The 17,226-nt window shown below is 53.2% G+C and carries 15 protein-coding genes; 13 read left to right on the top strand and 2 right to left on the bottom strand.

The window, feature by feature from the left end:
• Positions 1 to 7: 7 nt before the first annotated feature.
• From L579_RS07610 to L579_RS07595, 4 genes are all read left to right on the top strand, one after another.
• Positions 8 to 949, top strand: a complete 942-nt coding sequence (locus tag L579_RS07610; RefSeq protein WP_021183673.1) for a sugar kinase — start codon at positions 8 to 10, stop codon at positions 947 to 949.
• A 108-nt stretch (positions 950 to 1,057) separates the two neighbouring features.
• The gene (locus L579_RS07605) at positions 1,058 to 2,338 is read left to right on the top strand and encodes an MFS transporter (protein WP_021183672.1); all 1,281 of its coding nucleotides are present in this window, start codon (positions 1,058 to 1,060) and stop codon (positions 2,336 to 2,338) included.
• A 68-nt stretch (positions 2,339 to 2,406) separates the two neighbouring features.
• Entirely contained in the window at positions 2,407 to 3,381 is a 975-nt protein-coding gene (gene ghrB, locus L579_RS07600; RefSeq protein ID WP_021183671.1) for a glyoxylate/hydroxypyruvate reductase GhrB, read from the top strand.
• 93 nt (positions 3,382 to 3,474) lie between these two features.
• Positions 3,475 to 4,722: a valine--pyruvate transaminase gene (locus L579_RS07595; RefSeq protein ID WP_021183670.1), complete on the top strand. Its 1,248-nt coding sequence runs from the start codon at positions 3,475 to 3,477 to the stop codon at positions 4,720 to 4,722.
• Here the strand turns inward: L579_RS07595 and L579_RS07590 are convergent.
• Positions 4,719 to 6,173, bottom strand: a complete 1,455-nt coding sequence (locus L579_RS07590) for an aminotransferase-like domain-containing protein (RefSeq protein WP_021183669.1) — start codon at positions 6,171 to 6,173, stop codon at positions 4,719 to 4,721. The genes L579_RS07595 and L579_RS07590 overlap by 4 nt on opposite strands.
• Positions 6,174 to 6,400: 227 nt before the next feature.
• Between L579_RS07590 and L579_RS07585 the strand changes: the two genes are divergently transcribed.
• The 9 genes from L579_RS07585 to L579_RS07545 all read left to right on the top strand — a co-directional run bounded on the left by L579_RS07585 (position 6,401) and on the right by L579_RS07545 (position 16,613).
• Positions 6,401 to 7,867: a hypothetical protein gene (locus tag L579_RS07585; RefSeq protein ID WP_021183668.1), complete on the top strand. Its 1,467-nt coding sequence runs from the start codon at positions 6,401 to 6,403 to the stop codon at positions 7,865 to 7,867.
• A gap of 17 nt (positions 7,868 to 7,884) precedes the next feature.
• Positions 7,885 to 9,162: an ATP-grasp domain-containing protein gene (locus L579_RS07580; protein WP_021183667.1), complete on the top strand. Its 1,278-nt coding sequence runs from the start codon at positions 7,885 to 7,887 to the stop codon at positions 9,160 to 9,162.
• Entirely contained in the window at positions 9,150 to 9,857 is a 708-nt protein-coding gene (locus L579_RS07575) for a class II glutamine amidotransferase (protein WP_036625722.1), read from the top strand. The genes L579_RS07580 and L579_RS07575 overlap by 13 nt, the downstream gene beginning before the upstream one ends.
• A gap of 5 nt (positions 9,858 to 9,862) precedes the next feature.
• Positions 9,863 to 10,663, top strand: a complete 801-nt coding sequence (locus L579_RS07570; protein ID WP_021183665.1) for a 2OG-Fe(II)-dependent halogenase WelO5 family protein — start codon at positions 9,863 to 9,865, stop codon at positions 10,661 to 10,663.
• Between the two features lie 29 nt (positions 10,664 to 10,692).
• Positions 10,693 to 11,193, top strand: a complete 501-nt coding sequence (locus tag L579_RS07565; RefSeq protein ID WP_021183664.1) for a YbaK/EbsC family protein — start codon at positions 10,693 to 10,695, stop codon at positions 11,191 to 11,193.
• 20 nt (positions 11,194 to 11,213) lie between these two features.
• Positions 11,214 to 12,119, top strand: a complete 906-nt coding sequence (locus tag L579_RS07560) for an EamA family transporter (protein WP_021183663.1) — start codon at positions 11,214 to 11,216, stop codon at positions 12,117 to 12,119.
• Positions 12,120 to 12,530: 411 nt separating this feature from the next.
• Entirely contained in the window at positions 12,531 to 14,975 is a 2,445-nt protein-coding gene (locus tag L579_RS07555; RefSeq protein ID WP_021183662.1) for a fimbria/pilus outer membrane usher protein, read from the top strand.
• Positions 14,962 to 15,708, top strand: coding sequence for a fimbria/pilus chaperone family protein (locus L579_RS07550; protein ID WP_051337948.1), 747 nt, complete (start codon positions 14,962 to 14,964; stop codon positions 15,706 to 15,708). Before L579_RS07555 ends, L579_RS07550 begins: the two co-directional genes overlap by 14 nt.
• Positions 15,709 to 15,923: 215 nt before the next feature.
• Complete coding sequence (locus tag L579_RS07545; protein ID WP_021183660.1) at positions 15,924 to 16,613, top strand: DUF1120 domain-containing protein; 690 nt, start codon at positions 15,924 to 15,926, stop codon at positions 16,611 to 16,613.
• Positions 16,614 to 16,695: 82 nt separating this feature from the next.
• Here the strand turns inward: L579_RS07545 and ibpA are convergent, their stop codons facing one another.
• On the bottom strand, positions 16,696 to 17,112 hold the full coding sequence (gene ibpA, locus L579_RS07540; RefSeq protein WP_013507211.1) for a small heat shock chaperone IbpA: 417 nt from the start codon (positions 17,110 to 17,112) through the stop codon (positions 16,696 to 16,698).
• Between the last annotated feature and the right edge of the window lie 114 nt (positions 17,113 to 17,226).

Here is a 17,226-nt window from a genome sequence, read left to right as displayed (position 1 = left end):
GTTGCTGATGACCACCCAACTTGATGTCGTGACCATTGGCGAGGCGATGGCGATGTTTATCGCGCAGCAGACCGGCGATCTGGCCGCTGCTGACCACTTTATCAAACGGATCGCCGGTGCCGAGCTGAACGTGGCGATTGGTCTGGCGCGCCTCGGCTTACAGGTCGGCTGGGTCAGCCGCGTCGGTGATGACAGCTTTGGCCGTTTTACCCGGCAACAGCTGGAAAAAGAGGGCGTGGATCACCGCTGCGTCACCACGGATGCCCGCTACCGCACCGGTTTCCAGCTTAAATCGCGCGTCGAAGATGGCTCCGATCCCGAAGTGGAGTATTTCCGCAGCGGTTCCGCAGCCAGCCATCTGTCACCGGATGATTTCAACGCCGATTACTTCGGCAACGCACGCCACCTGCATCTGAGTGGCGTTGCGGCCGCGATTTCCGACAGTTCGCTGGCGCTCTGCAAACATGCCGCCAAAGAGATGCGCGCGCACGGCAAAACCATCTCGTTCGATCCAAACCTGCGTCCGGTGCTGTGGCGCAGCGAAGAGGAGATGCGCAAGCAGCTGAACCTGTTGGCGGAATATGCCGACTGGGTGCTACCGGGCGAGAAAGAGGGACTGATTTTGACCGGCTACCGTCAACCGGAAGCCATCGCTGATTTCTACCTCGATAAGGGGGTCAGAGCGGTGGTGATCAAAACCGGCAGCGATGGTGCCTGGTTCAAAACCGCCGCAGGCGACAAAGGTCTGGTGGCGCCGATTCGCGTCGACAAGGTGGTCGATACCGTGGGTGCCGGTGACGGTTTTGCCGTCGGCCTGATCAGCGCCCTGCTGGAAGGAAAAACGCTGCCGCAGGCAATGCTGCGTGGCAACAAAATTGGTTCGCTGGCCATTCAGGTGGCGGGCGACAGCGAAGGACTGCCAACGCGCGCCACGCTGGGCGATTACTAATTCCGTCGCGGTAACCTCCCTCTCCCTTAAGGGAGAGGGTCGGGGTGAGGGTCATCAACCGCAGAGGACCACGCGATACATCGCGCCGCTACACTTGAGGATAATCCTATGAAAACGCAGACAATCGCACCAAAACGCTGGTGGTTTATCATGCCCATCGTGTTTATCACCTACAGTCTGGCGTATCTGGACCGGGCGAACTTTAGCTTCGCCTCCGCCGCAGGCATTAACGACGATCTGGGTATCACCAAAGGCATGTCATCGCTGCTCGGTGCGCTGTTCTTCCTCGGCTACTTCTTCTTTCAGATCCCCGGCGCGGTGTATGCCGAGCGCCGCAGCGTGAAGAAGCTGATTTTTTGCTGCCTGGTGCTGTGGGGACTGTGTGCTTCGCTGACCGGGGTGGTCAGCAACATCCCGATGCTGGCCGCCATCCGTTTTGTGCTCGGCGTAGTGGAAGCGGCGGTGATGCCCGCAATGCTGATCTACATCAGCAACTGGTTCACCAAATCGGAACGCTCACGCGCCAACACCTTTCTGATCCTCGGTAATCCGGTGACGGTGCTGTGGATGTCAGTGGTATCCGGCTATCTGATCGATTCCTTTGGCTGGCGCGAAATGTTTATCATCGAAGGGATTCCGGCGGTGATTTGGGCCGTTGCCTGGTGGTTTTTGGTGCAGGATAAACCGTCGCAGGCGAAATGGATGAGCGAGGCGGAGAAAGCGGCGTTGCAGGCGCAATTGCAGAAAGAGCAGCAAGGGATCAAAGCGGTACGTAACTACGGGGAAGCCTTCCGTAACCGCAACGTTGTTCTGCTGTGCCTGCAATATTTTGCCTGGAGCATCGGCGTGTATGGTTTCGTGCTGTGGCTGCCTTCGATCCTGCGTAACGGCACGCAGATGGGGATGGTGGAAGCAGGCTGGCTGTCAGCGGTGCCCTATCTGGTCGCCACCATTGCGATGATCATCGTCTCCTGGGCATCGGATAAGATGCAGAATCGCAAACTGTTTGTCTGGCCGCTGCTGCTGATTGGTGCGCTGGCGTTCCTCGGTTCTTATCTGGTCGGTTCCAGCAATTTCTGGCTGTCCTATGCGCTGCTGGTGATTGCCGGTGGTGCGATGTATGCCCCATACGGCCCGTTCTTCGCTATCATCCCGGAAATGCTGCCGCGTAATGTGGCCGGTGGCGCGATGGCGCTGATTAATAGCATGGGCGCACTCGGATCCTTCGTCGGATCATGGATAGTAGGCTATCTTAATGGCGCAACCGGCAGCCCGTCGGCTTCTTACATTTTTATGGGCGCAGCGTTGCTGGCATCGGTGTGGCTGACGTTGATAGTCAAACCCGCCGAAAACAAAGCGCCGCCGCTGCACGGGGCAAAACACGCCTGAAAGCGTAAGCGAAAATGACTTTTCCGGGCGACGTTGTCGCCCGTCACTCGTTCTACAGGGAGCAAAAGATGAAACCTGCTGTGATTCTTTACAAGAGCCTGCCGGATGACCTGCGTGCCAAACTGGACGCGCATTTCACCGTGACCGAAGTCAGCGATATTTCGCCAGAAAGCGTCAAACAGCACGCGGCGCAGTTTCAACAGGCGCAGGGCCTGCTGGGTTCCGGCGGTAAAGTGAATGGCGATTTGCTGGCACAGATGCCGGCGCTGCGTGCCTGCTCTACCGTCTCGGTTGGTTATGATAATTTCGATGTCGCGGCACTCAGCCAGCGCGGCGTGGTGCTGATGCATACGCCAACGGTGCTGACTGAAACCGTAGCCGATACCCTGATGGCGCTGGTGCTGAGCAGCGCGCGCCGCGTCACCGAGCTGGATGCCTGGGTGAAGGCCGGACAGTGGCAGGCCAGCATCGGTCCGCAACATTACGGCGTGGATGTCCATCATAAAACCCTCGGTATTCTGGGCATGGGACGTATCGGCATGGCTGCGGCGCAACGCGCGCATTTCGGCTTTGGCATGAACATCCTCTATAACGCCCGCCGCCAGCATAGCGAAGCCGAAACGCGTTTCGGCGCACGCGCCTGTGATTTAGAGACTTTGCTGAAAGAGAGTGATTTTGTCTGCGTTATCCTGCCGATGACCGAACAGACGCACCATATGATCGGCGCGGCACAGTTAAAACTGATGAAGCCGAGCGCCATTTTGATCAACGTTGGCCGTGGCCCGGTGGTGGACGAGCAGGCGTTGATTAGCGCGTTGCAAGACGGCACCATCCACGCCGCCGGTCTGGATGTGTTTGAGCAGGAGCCGGTGCCTGCCGATTCCGCGCTGCTGAAGCTGCCCAATGTGGTGACATTACCCCATATCGGTTCCGCCACTCATGAAACCCGCTACGGCATGATGAGCGATGCTGTCGATAACCTGATCGCGGCATTGACCGGCAAAATCGAGAAGAATTGTGTCAATCCCGAGGTTGTGAAATAAGGCTTTGCACCTTTTCCCCGCCTGACCATTGCGCCCGCCTGTTACGGGCGCTATGGTTGTCCCCAATCAGTCATCACAATGTTTTAACCTGCTATGTCTTTTTCTCAGTTCGGCGACAAATTTACGCAACATTCCGGCATCTCACGTCTGATGGAAGATATGGGGGAAGGATTGCGTACCCCCGGCACCATCATGCTCGGCGGCGGTAATCCGGCACAAATCCCGGAAATGAATGACTATTTCCACCAGCTTTTGCAGCAGATGCATCAGGAAGGCAAACTGAGCGAAGCGCTGTGCAACTACGACGGCCCACGCGGCAAAGCGTTGCTGCTTGATGCGCTGGCGAAGATGTTACGCGACGAATTTGGCTGGCCGCTGACGGCGCAAAATATCGCCCTGACCAACGGCAGCCAGAGCGCATTTTTCTATCTGTTTAATCTGTTCGCCGGACACCGCGCCGACGGCAGCAAAAAACGCGTACTGTTCCCGCTGGCACCGGAGTATCTCGGTTACGCCGACGCCGGGCTGGAGGAAGGGCTGTTTGTTTCTGCCAAGCCGAACATTGAATTGCTGCCGGAAGGCCAGTTCAAATATCACGTTGATTTTGACCACCTGCCGCTGAATGATGATATCGGTCTGATTTGCGTTTCGCGTCCGACCAACCCCACCGGCAATGTCATCACCGATGACGAGCTGTTACAACTGGATGCGCTGGCGCAGCAACATGAAGTTCCGCTGTTGATCGATAACGCCTACGGCGTGCCCTTCCCCGGCATTATCTTCAGCGAAGCGCGCCCACTGTGGAATCCCAACATTATTCTGTGCATGAGCCTGTCGAAACTCGGCCTGCCGGGGGCGCGTTGCGGCATTATCGTTGCCGATGAAAACACCATCAGCGCGATCGGCAATATGAACGGCATCATCAGCCTGGCACCGGGGAGCATCGGCCCGGCGATGGCGAACGAAATGATTGCGCGCGGCGATTTATTACGCCTGTCAGAACAGGTGATCAAGCCGTTTTATCAGCATAAGGTTAGCGAGACGATCGCCATCCTGCGCCGCTATTTGCCGGAAGATCGCTGCCTGATCCACAAACCAGAAGGGGCGATTTTCCTCTGGCTGTGGTTCCGTGACCTGCCGATCAGCACCGAAGCGCTATATCAACGGCTGAAGGCGCGCGGCGTACTGATGGTGCCGGGGCATTTCTTCTTCCCGGGCCTGGAACAGGAGTGGCCGCATACCCATCAATGTATGCGCATGAATTATGTGCCGGACGCAGCAAGCATTGAACACGCGGTGCAGATTCTGGCGCAAGAGATCGAAGACGCCTGGCGCGCCTAATCCTGCCTCGCTTCCAGCAATGACAGCTGGCACCACTGTGCCAGTTGTCGAATTGCCTGCTCCACTTCCTCATTCCAGCCAAATCCGGCGTTCAGTCGGAAGCAGTGATCATAGCGGTGGTCGGTGGCAAAAATATGCCCCGGCGCAATGCCAATCCCGGCATTGCGTGCTTTGAGAAACAGCGCACGCACGTTTAACGCCTGCATCGGCATCTCCACCCACAGTACGTAGCCGCCTTCGGGATCAGACACGCGCGTTCCCGCCGGGAAATAACGCAGCACCGCCTGACGCATATGGTGAATCTGATTCGCCAGTTCACGCCGCAGCTTACGCAGATGGGCATCGTAGCCGCCATTACGCAGCAGCTCAGCAATCGCCGCCTGCGACAGCACCGAAGTCCCCATCGTCGAGGTGTATTTCAGCGAGGCGATTTTGCGCATGTAATTGACGCTGTGCACCCAGCCAATACGGATACCTGGCGCCACCGTTTTCGAGAAGCCGCTGCACAGAATGACGTTCGGGCTGAAGGCGCGCATCGGGAACGGACGGCGTTCACCAAAGGCGGTATCACCGAAGATATCATCCTCAATGATCACCACATCGTTTTCGTCGGCCTGACGTGCAATGTAGGCCTTTTGTTCGTTGGGGATGCTTTTACCAAGCGGGTTATTGATGTTGTTGAGGCTGAGATACGCCTGCACCGCTTTGCGCTGGAACAACGTCGTCAGTTTCTCAACGTTGACGTAGCCTTCCGCGCCCGCCTCCACTTCAATCACCCGTAGATTGAGGTTGTGCAGCATCTGCAACAACACAAAATAACAGGGTGATTCCACCGCCACGATATCACCGGGACGGGTGGTGGCGCGCAGCGACAGCGAGATCGCCTCAATACAACCGTTGGTGATCAGGATGTCATCGGCGTTGATGTTGCAGCCATAATCCACCGCACGGCGGGCAATTTCCGCCTTCAACGGTGCATAGCCAGTACCCTTAACGGTATTCCCGAGCAGCGCCGGTTTGCTGTACCCCATCTGACGCATCAGCAGACCAATTTTCTTAACCGGATACAGCGAGATATCGCCGTTTGCCAGGTCCAGCCTCACGCGACAATCCGAACCCACCATCGCCAGATGCAGTTCGGTCTGCTCATCCAACGGCGCGATTTCACGCGGTTGTTCATGGCTGACCAACGGCAACTTTTTGTCGGCCTTGCGTGGTGCCACAAAAAAGCCGGACTTGGGACGTGCCACCGCATAGTGTTCATCCTCAAGTGTGCGTAATGTTTTGAGCGCGGTGGTCATGCTGACATGGTACTGCGTAGCCAGCGTGCGCACCGAGGGTAAGCGACTGTCTGGCGGCAGCGATCCGCTGAGAATCGCCTGTTTGATCTGTTCTGCTATCTGACGGTAACGACTGCTCTGACTCTCCTGTTCTTCCGTCTCACCCGCCATCTGTTCCACCCCATATCGTGCTGATCTGTGCGTATCCATCAGATTACATTCAAAGTAGTTTAGGCTGCATCTGTTAAATCAATCACCTTGCGTATCGGTGGCTGGCACCCAGCCGCGCAGCATGAAGACTGAGACATTCATTCCCAAGCACCTTCGTGGCCCTTTACCCGCAATGTTGCCGTGTTCAAGGCAATAGCGATTTTATTAGCCAAAGGAAAAAGTGAAAAATGAATAATCTGTCCACCATGATGAGAGAAATTGAAGGATATCTATCCCCCGCCATTCTCGCATCTGCCCAGGCTTGTTCCCGCCGTTTGCTCGCCGCGCTACCCGATACGCACCACCCCGAAAACAATCGCGTGCTGCTCGCCTATGGCGGCGGCAAAGACAGCAGCTATATGGTGGCGTATGTCCGCTACATCCAGGGGCTGATCTGGCAACAGCGGGGGAGCACCTTTCAGCTCCGTATCAGCACCAACCGCCACGCGGCAATGAACGACAGCGTGATGGAGAACATCGATCGCGTTTATCGCGCGCTGCATATCCACCATGACGACTTTACCGAATGCCTGGTGACCGACGGATTACAGATTCGCCCTTTTTCCCGTTATTTGCCGATGCCGGAAGCGGTACGCCAGCAGAATCGCAGCGATGTGCTGATGAACGGCCACCGCTTCCGCGCCGATGCACGTTCCACCTTTTGCAACGCCTGCAACCTCAGCATGGTGAACTCCTTTGGCCTCGCGGCGCACTACGATGGCGGGGTGGATATGATCATCACCGGCGATTCGCCACAGGAACAAACCGCTTACCTCGCCTGGGCGCGCCACCTCTCCCGGCTGTTTAACGCACCGGTGGCGGATAAATCACGCGGCTTTAGCGGCTTTCTGCAAACCCTGGATGGCGTGGCGCAACGCTACTTTAGCGATGTCTACGGTGTCGATCAGGTTACCCCCGCGCACCGCATCACCTGGCAGCTTGAGCGCGATCCGCTGTTCTTCAATATCTATCAGGACACCGCGTATGAAGCGGGGGCGCACTGGACGCTGCTCACTGAGTTTATGCAGTTCCGCTTCGATGAACTGATGTTCAGCTTCTCGGAATCAGACTGCGGCAACCCGACATTAATGGCCCATATTCGCGGCCTGCGCGCAGAAACCCTGTTGCAGCGTAGCTACGCCGAAGGCGTGCGCGAATATGCACGCTTTGCGCTGGGGTTGATGCAGCAAAAAGATTTTCCACCACAGCTGATCAGCGAAATGGCGGCACGTTATCAGGACGATGCCGCGATTGCGCGTGCGCGGCAGCGGGCAACGCAGTTTGCCGAACAGGCATTTGGTCTCGATGAAACCCAGTTGGTGTGCATGATTTATTCGCCGTTTATCGCCGGTGGCCGCCAACTGAAAGCCTGGCTGCAACAGTTGCCGGACGCGCCGGAAGAAGCGGCGGTGCGTGCCTTGCTGGAAGGCAACAGCAGCCATCTGCTGTTGGCACAACAACTGGAGCAACTTTCCGGCCTGACCATCGCGCAGATGCGTCACTGCTGGCAAAGCGCGCAGGTGAGTTCATTGCTGGATAACCAGCAGCAGGATGCCCTGTCGCGCGTGCTGCGCTTCGACCCGCACAAAGCGGTGATTCAGGTTAACAATGGTGTCCTGCAGGACATCGTCACAGAAGTGATTTCCGGGCGTTAACCCGGTAAGGCCAACCGATGAGAAAGATTTTCCTGCAGATTGGCGCCACCCGCGACGGGCAAAATCCGTACTGCGCGGTGGCAAAGCGCGAAGGTTATTTCACTGTTCTGGCGGAGATGGGGGATTTTGTCGATTACCAGTCCCTCAGCCAGACCTTGCCGTTCGATCTGATCGTGCGGCTGGATCGACCGGAAAACCCCTGGGATGTGCTACAGGCGTGCCTGCATGCCGGGCTGCTGGAACATCCACAGGTGGTGCTGGCGGGCTTTGAAGCCTATAACGCCAGCGCCGGTCGGGTGCGTGAGATGCTGGCTGGCCCGGATGCCGGCCCCTGCTTTATCCCGCCGGACAAATACGCGCAACGCATGGCGCTGCGTAAGGCCTGGCCGCGTTTCCCCCAACCAGAGTTTCGCTTTTTTGCCTCGCCGCTCAGTATCCGCGACGCGCGGGAAGCGCTGCTCTACCCCTGCGTGATCAAGCCGGTCGATGGCGGCGGCGGCCTCGGTGTCTGGATGGTCGAGGAAGCCAGCCAACTGGATACCGTGATTAACAAACTGGTCGATACCATGAATTACGGTGGACGTGGGTTCTCGGGCTATATCGTCGAGAGCTGGCTGTGCGGCGACGAATATTCATTACAGGGTGTGGTAGATAATGGCCACGCGGTAGCCCTGACCTGTTGCCAGAAGGTGATTGAGCATCATAGCGACGCCGATGGCAGCATCAGCTTTTACGAATCCGGCCATGTGGCGATGGCCGCACAGCAACTGCCTGCGGCCTTTGCCAGCCTGATGAGTTTCTGTTGTGAAACTTTTGGCTACCGTCAGGGCGCTTTCCATATCGATTTCATCGTGGTCAATGGCGAACCGCATTTTCTCGAAATGGGTTTCCGCCTGTCGGGCATGGGTGTGGTGAACCTGGTTGAGGAAGTGACTGGCATCAACTGGGCCGACGTGGCATTTCAGATCGAAGCAGGACAGGGTATGCCTGAGCTGCATTTCAATCAACAGGCGTCGGCGGTAGGTCGTCTGCGTTTGCGCCAGCCGCTGCAATATCACCAGGCAGAAAGCTGGATCGCGCAACAGCAGCGCGGCCAGCTACTGCCACCGCTCAATCTGCCCGCGCTGGAGGTATCACCGCGATCCTCATTGTATGCCGATTTGACCCGCCATGCGGGCATCCTCGCCACCTTCCGTCTGCCGGGTAACAGCCGCGACGACATTCTGGCGACCTTCCATCAGATTCTTGCGGTTCCGTCTTTTGCCACTCGGGGGGATTTGCTATGTGCAGAATGATTCTGGCGCACGGTCAGTTTGATGCCGCTGCGGTACTGGAGGCGGCGCGCGCCATGAGTTGTGGTGAAACCGCGACCCATGATGGCCCAATCAAGCAGCACCCAAACGGCTGGGGAATGCTGTGGATCGAGCAGGGAAAAATTCGCACGCTACACGGCACCGGCATGTTTGCCGATGCGCTACCGGGTATTGATGTCGATCGCCTGCGAGGCCGTTTTCTGGCGGTGCATGTGCGCCATGCCACCTTGAGCAAAAACCACGGTATCGAATTTTCGCATCCGCTGTGGCGCACCAGTGGCCAGACGCAGTGGTACATGATGCACAACGGCTTTTTACCAACGGTTTACCAGCAGCTCGGCATGGCGGAGTCACGCTTCGATTCGGCGGAATACCTTGAATACATCGTTGACCGCGCGACCCCGTCTGATTTCACCCGCGATTATCTGCGCGACAAAATGGCACAGGTAGCACCTGGCGGCAGTGCGGCCAACGCGATTTTTGTCACCCGCGAGAAAGCCTGGGCATGGCAATGGCATCCCACAGATACCCCTTATCCCGATTATTTCACCCTGCATCACTACAAACAGCACGACCGCACCTTTATCTCTTCTGAACCCATTGCAGCACTGGGCACGGCGTCGGAATGGCGTCGTATGAGCAACCATGAACTTCATGAAATTCCTTTGTCGGAGTGAACAGCATGGCCATTTTCAATCAGATACGCGTGATTAACCCCAAAATGTTTGTGGAAAGTACCTGGCTGGATGACATTGTGACTGCGCGCGTACCGCTGCTGGTACTGCGTAATTTCCTGACCCCGGAAGTCCGTGAAGCGGCAGTGGATGACCTGCAACTTTGCCGCGAGAAGGTGCGGGTGTCGCACTATCCCAATGGTGCGCTCACCACCCTTGGCCCCTATCTGGCGAAGCACACCGCTGCGCCGGAAAACTATTTCACTGAATTACGCGACATTCAGCCCGCTTTGCCGCCCTCGCTGCACTGCCTGCGTGATCAGGTTTACAACTGGGTGAAACACGCCTTACGGCTGGAGAGCCTGAAAACCGCCACCGACCCCCGGCATGGTGACTATGCGGGTTCGATCGTGCGTTTCCATGCCAACGGCGTCGCCAACCCATTGCACAACGACAACATCGTGCGCGATGCGGCAGGCAGTGGCCTGGCGGTCACCGACATTTTGCATCAACTGAGTTGCGTGGTGTGCCTGCAAGAGTGCAACGCCGGTGGAGAACTACGCATCTTTAATAAGAAATGGCAGCCGGTGGATGAGCGTTTCAAAACACCTGGCGAACTGGGCTACCAGAGTGGCGTTGTTGAACATTGCGAGACTTGTGAGTTTTCACCACGCAGCGGCGATATCTATCTGTTTAACCCTGCTTTTTATCATGAAATTGATCGGGTGGAAGGCGATACGCGCATCACCATGGGCTTCTTCTTTGGTCTGACCGACAAAAAGATGAAGCACGCGATTGCCTGGAGTTAACCCGTGGCCCGTCATACGAGGAGATGAAGATGACAACCTATGAAAAATTGATCGCGCAGTTGGAGCAACATCAGGCGAATTTCCGTGTGGTCGAGCATGAGGCCATCGGTCAGACCGATGTCATCAGTGAGATCCGCGGCAATGAGCTGAATCAGGCCGCGAAGGCGATGGTGCTGGAGGTGACCATGCCAGAAGGGGCGGAGTCCCGTTATCTGCTGGCGATTGTCCCCGGTGATTGCAAAATCAACTTCAAAAGCGCGGCGCGTGCCATTGGTGGCAAGAAATCGAGCTTCGCCGCACCGGAAAAAGCCCAGGAACTGACGCAGTGCGTGATGGGAGCAGTGCCCCCCTTTAGTTTTGATGACCGGCTGGCGTTGCGCGTCGATACGCGTCTGCGCGATGTCGGTACCCTGTGGTTCAACGCAGGTGAACTGGAGCGCTCGGTAGCGCTGAATGTGGATGATTATTTTCGTGTAGTCGGCGATGAATGTTGTGCAGAAATCGCCACCCCCGTGACGGCGACCGCCTGATCGCGGCAGAAGGAATTGTTATGTCAGTTAAAGATCTATTATTAGCCCTGTGTGTCGTGCTGGCCTGGGGTGTCAATTTTGTGGTGATTAAGTTGGGGCTGCATGGCATGCCCCCGTTTTTACTGGCGGGACTGCGTTTTACTCTGGTGGCATTCCCGGCGATCTTCTTTGTTAAACGACCAAACATCCCGCTACGCTGGCTGGTGGTGTACGGCATGACCATCAGCTTTGGTCAGTTTGCATTTCTGTTTCTTGCCATCAAACTTGGCATGCCCGCCGGGCTGGCGTCGCTGGTGGTGCAAGCTCAGGCATTTTTTACCCTGTTGCTCGGCGCGCTATTGCTGGCTGAGAAGCTGCGCTGGAACCATATCGCCGGGATCGTAGTCGCCACCCTCGGTATGTTTATGCTTGCCACTGCCGGTATGGAGGGGCAAACCACCGCAGGGATTACGCTGACCACGATGATGCTAACGCTGGCCGCAGCGCTGTCGTGGGGGTTAGGCAATATCACCAACAAGATTATCCTGCGTAACAGCAAAGTCCCGGTCATGTCGCTGGTGGTGTGGAGTGCGCTGGTGCCTATGCTGCCGTTCTTCGCCTGCTCATGGTGGTTCGAGGGCGAGGCGGCGATAGTCAGCAGTCTGGTGCATATTTCACTGCAAACCGTGCTGGCACTGATCTACCTGGCGTTTGTCGCCACCATTGTCGGTTATGCCATTTGGGGCAATTTGCTCAGCCGCTATGAAACCTGGCGCGTCGCTCCGCTCTCGTTACTGGTGCCGGTGGTGGGGATTCTCAGCGCAGCATTGATTTTGGGAGAAACCCTGTCGATGCAGCAAATGTTAGGCGCTACGGTGATTATTCTCGGTCTGCTGATTAATGTATTTGGCGGAATGGTGAGTCAGCGATTTCTGGTGAGGACATAAACGAACGTATTCGGTAGCGGCGCGATTTATCGCGCGGATTTTTAAAGAGCGCGATAAATCGCGCCGCTACCCCCCCCACTTTCATGTGGCCGTTGCAACCCACCTTCAGAAAAACCTCATCATAACTTCCTGAATTCTTATCAGGTCTGATTTTTTCAGCATTTCACAATTACAAAAAAAGATGAAATCACAAAAAAATACAACACAACCAATTGTTTTGTATGGTTTTCATATGATCATGATCAAATCATGAAAATGACGGTCATTAATCATTCCCAGGCTGAAAGAAATCCAGAATAGTCGTCGTACAAGTTTGAAATTCATTTAATGACCATGAAACTCCGTTGCCGAGTAATCTATCCCTCAGGGTCATAAATATTTGATGTGTTTTGCACCCTGGAAATTCTACTCATGGAACGATTAGTTAATTGCAATAAGAAACTCTCGCTACTGGCAGCAGCCATTGCTTTTTCCTGTTCTTCCACTATGGCAGAAACGCTAAACTTTAATGCCAACGTTATTGAATCGTTAGGACTTAGTAATGAACAGGCAAAAAGTGCGATTGAACAAGCAATTAAGCCACAAGGTAAAATGCAAACCGGTGTTTATTTAAATGGTAAATACACAGGCGTTAAAGAAATTGAATTTGATAGCAATGGCAATGCATGTCTGAATAGTGCTTTATTGCAGGAGTTTGGCTTAAAACCTAATGCCTTTGTGGTGACACCAAACTCTGATTGCCTTGATACAACTAAAGTCTCACAGTTGAGAATGAATTATGAGCGCAATAAAAATGCATTAAATATCAATATCCCTGACTTCTATCTGGAAAAAAACTCAGCGTTCTCGAATACACAGTCAGGTGGGTTTGGTACGTTCCTCAATTACAACCTCAGTGGCAATCGCAGCAACAACCGATTTTCGCATACCGATACCCTGACTGCACTGATGAGTTGGGGGGCGAATATCAAGAATGTCTTGTTGCGTACCCACTTTTCTTACCGCAGCTCCCAGTCGTCCAGCGGACTTACCTACAGCAATTACGACCTGAGTAGTGCCTATCTGGAAACAGATATGGCGGATATTTATCGCGTACGTGCCGGTTACATGGGGGTGGGTAACTCGTTGTTTGGTGCCGGTCAGATCACCGGTTTTACACTCAATAACAACGCAGGTCTGAAAGACGGTGATACCACCGTTACCGTCAGTGGCATTGCATCTGGCTATGCTCAGGTAGAGGTTTACCAACAGGGACGCGTGATCTTCAGTCGCCCGGTTCCTGCCGGTCCCTTCTTGTTTGAAGCAGTGCCACTGTATACCGCTTTTGCCGACGCGGAATTGGTGGTTCGGGAAAATAACGGCGGCGAACAGCGTGTCACCATCCCGAAAGCCGCATTTAATGTCAGCCAACAGATGGCAAGTCGCTTTTCATTATTTGCCGGACAAACCGATCCCTCACGCGGTATGGGAAATGTCCCGGTATTGGGTGGTGAGTATCGACTGCCGTTTTATCACTACTTGCAACCTTTTGCCGGGATGATGATTGCCACCCGCTACACGGGGATTGGGGCGGGTGTGGGGGCTAACTGGATTCCCTTCAATACTACCGGGGATATGAACGTCAGTCTGGCCAGAAGCGGCAAGAACGGAGATATCGGCGAGAAAGTTAGCGCGAAGGTTGCTTCGCAGCTGGCTAATGCCTCTCCCTGGCTCTCTTTGAGCTGGCAGAGCAACTATTATCGTGACCTGGGTGAAAGTCAGCAAACCTTTGAGAAAGACTATTCATATCAGAACTTCAATACTCGTTATGCCATCTCTGCGGGTGTGAGCAAGCCTTTTGGCTCAATTGGCAGCGGTTTATCCCTGTCGCGTTATTCTTTTTATAATTCACCGGACCGGAATACCCTGAGCGTCTTCGGTTCCTATAATGCTCGTTATTATACTCTCAGCACGAATATGGCTTATGGCTGGGTACACGGAAACAGCAAAGATAATAACTGGTCAACAACACTAAACCTGCGGATACCGTTCAACGCCTTTAGTAAAAAAGGGGCATTCTCCTCTTATGTGAACCATTATCAGCGCAATACCATTTTTGGTTCGCGTGTAGATCAGAACATCACCGACGATCTGAATATTGGTGCGGGTATTGATCGCTATACAGGTGTAAGCAATAGCACTAATCATAATGTTAACGCATTCTGGCGTACGCCTTATGCCAACACCAGCGCTTACTACTCTGGATCAAATAACGGCAGTAGAAATTACTCCACCAACGTATCTGGTGCACTGGTTAGCACGGGTGACAACTTTATTTTTTCATCCGCTCATATTCAGGATAGCTTTGCAATCATTGATACCGGTGTAAAAGGATATACCAGTATCACCACTCCTACCTCAAGTATTATTACCAATTATGATGGCTTGGCTGTGGTCCCTCAATTGCATGAAGGAAAAATCAATTCAATAGATATTGTCACCAAAACGCTACCAGATGGTGCTTATGTAAAAAATCCGCACCAGGAAATCACCATCAAACGCGGCGCAGTTGGCAAGATTGATTATAAGTCAGACCAGGAGAGATTTTATCTTGTCAGATTAATAGCGGGAGAAAAAAACATTCCTTACGGGGCAAAAGTGTTAGATGACCATGCCGAATCGCTCGGTTATACCATTGACGAAAACGTACTGATGCTAAGTCATAAACAAGCGGAAAGATTGGCAAACCGTGCAGCAAAAATAAGCAACATCGGTGACATGGTTTGTCATATTGAAAAAGACAGTTTCAAACCCGTATTAACTAATGAAATTATTGATGTACCGGTTACTTGTGGAGAAAAAAATGACACGTATTAATAAAAGGATGCCAACATTTGCTTTGGCAGGTATTTTCATGGCAATGACCGGTGCTGAAGCAATGGCCTCAGCAGTGCTCCCCACGACATCGGTGCTAATTATTGAAGAAGCTGATCGTGAGGGAACCATTGGTATCAAAAACACTAATAAAGAACCCGTATTGCTGTACAGCAGAGTCCAACGTCTGGAGGATGAAGATCTTGATGCTGTGCTTATACCCAGTCCACAAGCCGTGGTGGTTCAGCCAGGCGAGACACAGACAGTACGTCTGCTGTATCGCAGCAAGAATAAACTGGACAAGGAACATCTGGCACGAATTCAATTTATGGGCATTCCGCCCGAAAAACAGCAATCCGGAGCAAGTGTTGGTTTTATGGTTGGTCAGGACTTACCTGTCGTCATTCGTCCTAAAGGATATAAGCCAGTTGAAAACAAATGGAAGTTCCTCAAATGGAGCATACAGAATACGCAGTTATGTGTGGCTAATGAGACAAAAACTGTGATTCGATTTGTCAATGATGTCACGTTACTGCCAGGGAAAGAAGCAATAAAGATGCCTAAAGCTTATGCACTACCTGGTTCAAAAAATTGTGCAGAATTACCTGCAAATTATAAATACAACCTGGCAAGCAAAGTGAGATTCTCGGCGGTAACCGATTATAACTATATGATTGACGATCGTCAGGCGGAAATAACAATAGCACCACCATCCTTACCTGTTAAAAAACAGTAATTATTTATATTTAACACTATTAACAAAGCGTGAGTTATTCATAAGACAATCTCGGCCTAATAAAAACCCATACAAATATATTTGGCAGTTATGTGACTGCCAAACATATCCGGAAAAATTCACCTACGTGAAATACCGGAACACTAAAGCAGCACGCTTGCTGTATCTATGACTATACCTTCTCACAAGAGAATATTTAACAAGGACTTAATTTTATGCGTTATTCAAAATATTTAATTCTCGGTGCAATGATGGCTGCCGGAACTGCCCAGGCAGCAAACACCGCCATTAATGTTCAGGGTAAAATCACACCTCCGGCATGTAATGCTGAGATGTCTGTCGGTGCTGATTTAAACTGGGGGGATATTCCGCACAGTACTTTGAATGCCAACGACATGACCGTGCTTGATGCCAAGACGGCTACTCTGAAAGTAACATGTGAACCTGAGACGAAGACCAGTATCGCCTTTTGGGTAACTGACGCAAATAGCGCAAGCGCACTGACAGGGAAAAAAATTGGCAGTGGCGGAAATAATGGTAATGATGCTAACCGTATTTTTGGTATTGGTTTCGATCCTATTACCACCAAGAAATTGGGTAACTTTACCTTAATCGGTAAGACGTCATCTTTTGACGGAACCGAAAACAGCACCAGCTTCGGTTATGTTGATAATGGCAGCGCTCATAACGCAACAAATTTCGCGGTAATGCCGTTTAGTCAAGGTTGGGGCATCGGTATTCCTCAGGAGTGGACTGTATTGGATACTACCAATAAACCCGCTTCAGCCAGCGATTTTACCTTCACTTTCGACGTAGTTCCGCAGCTGAATAAGAAGTCAGAAATCACCAACGCGCAGGAAGTGCCGTTCGCCGGTACTGCCCAGTTCTTTGTACGCTATTTCTGATTGAGGATCTAAGACACGCGATTGATCGCGTAATAACAAAAAACGCCGCATCTTTGCGGCGTTTTTCCTTATAGCAACGCTATTATTTCAGAATTTCAATCCGACGCGGTTTCGCCTCTTCGGGGACGATACGTTCCAGATCGATGCTTAACAAACCATTCTCCAGACGCGCATCGCGCACCACGATATGGTCAGCCAGCTGGAATTTACGCTCAAAGTTACGCTCGGCGATGCCCTGGTACAGGTATTTACGTTCCTGCTGCTCCTCGGGATGCGCACCGCGCACAACCAGCATGTTGTCATGAGAGGTGATATCTAACTCGCTCTGGGCAAAGCCCGCCACGGCAATGGTGATGCGGTAGTGGTTTTCATCCACCAGCTCAACGTTATACGGAGGGTAGCCACCATTGGCCTGGTTCTGATTTGATTCCAGCAGATTGAACAGACGATCGAAACCAATTGCAGAACGATAAAGCGGAGAGAGATCAAAATTACGCATATTAGGACTCCTGAAAATCAGCAAGTTTTGGCAACCTTCCACCATGGACAGGTTGTGCAGCCCGTTGCTCTCCCTGTCGGCGAAAGCAGCGTGACCGTTCCTTAAAAGTGGGCG

This window comes from Pantoea sp. AS-PWVM4, from assembly GCF_000468095.1.
Classification (GTDB): Bacteria; Pseudomonadota; Gammaproteobacteria; order Enterobacterales; family Enterobacteriaceae; genus Pantoea; species Pantoea phytobeneficialis.
Note: the sequence above shows the minus strand (reverse complement) of the source record. Positions and strands in the feature narration are given on the sequence as shown.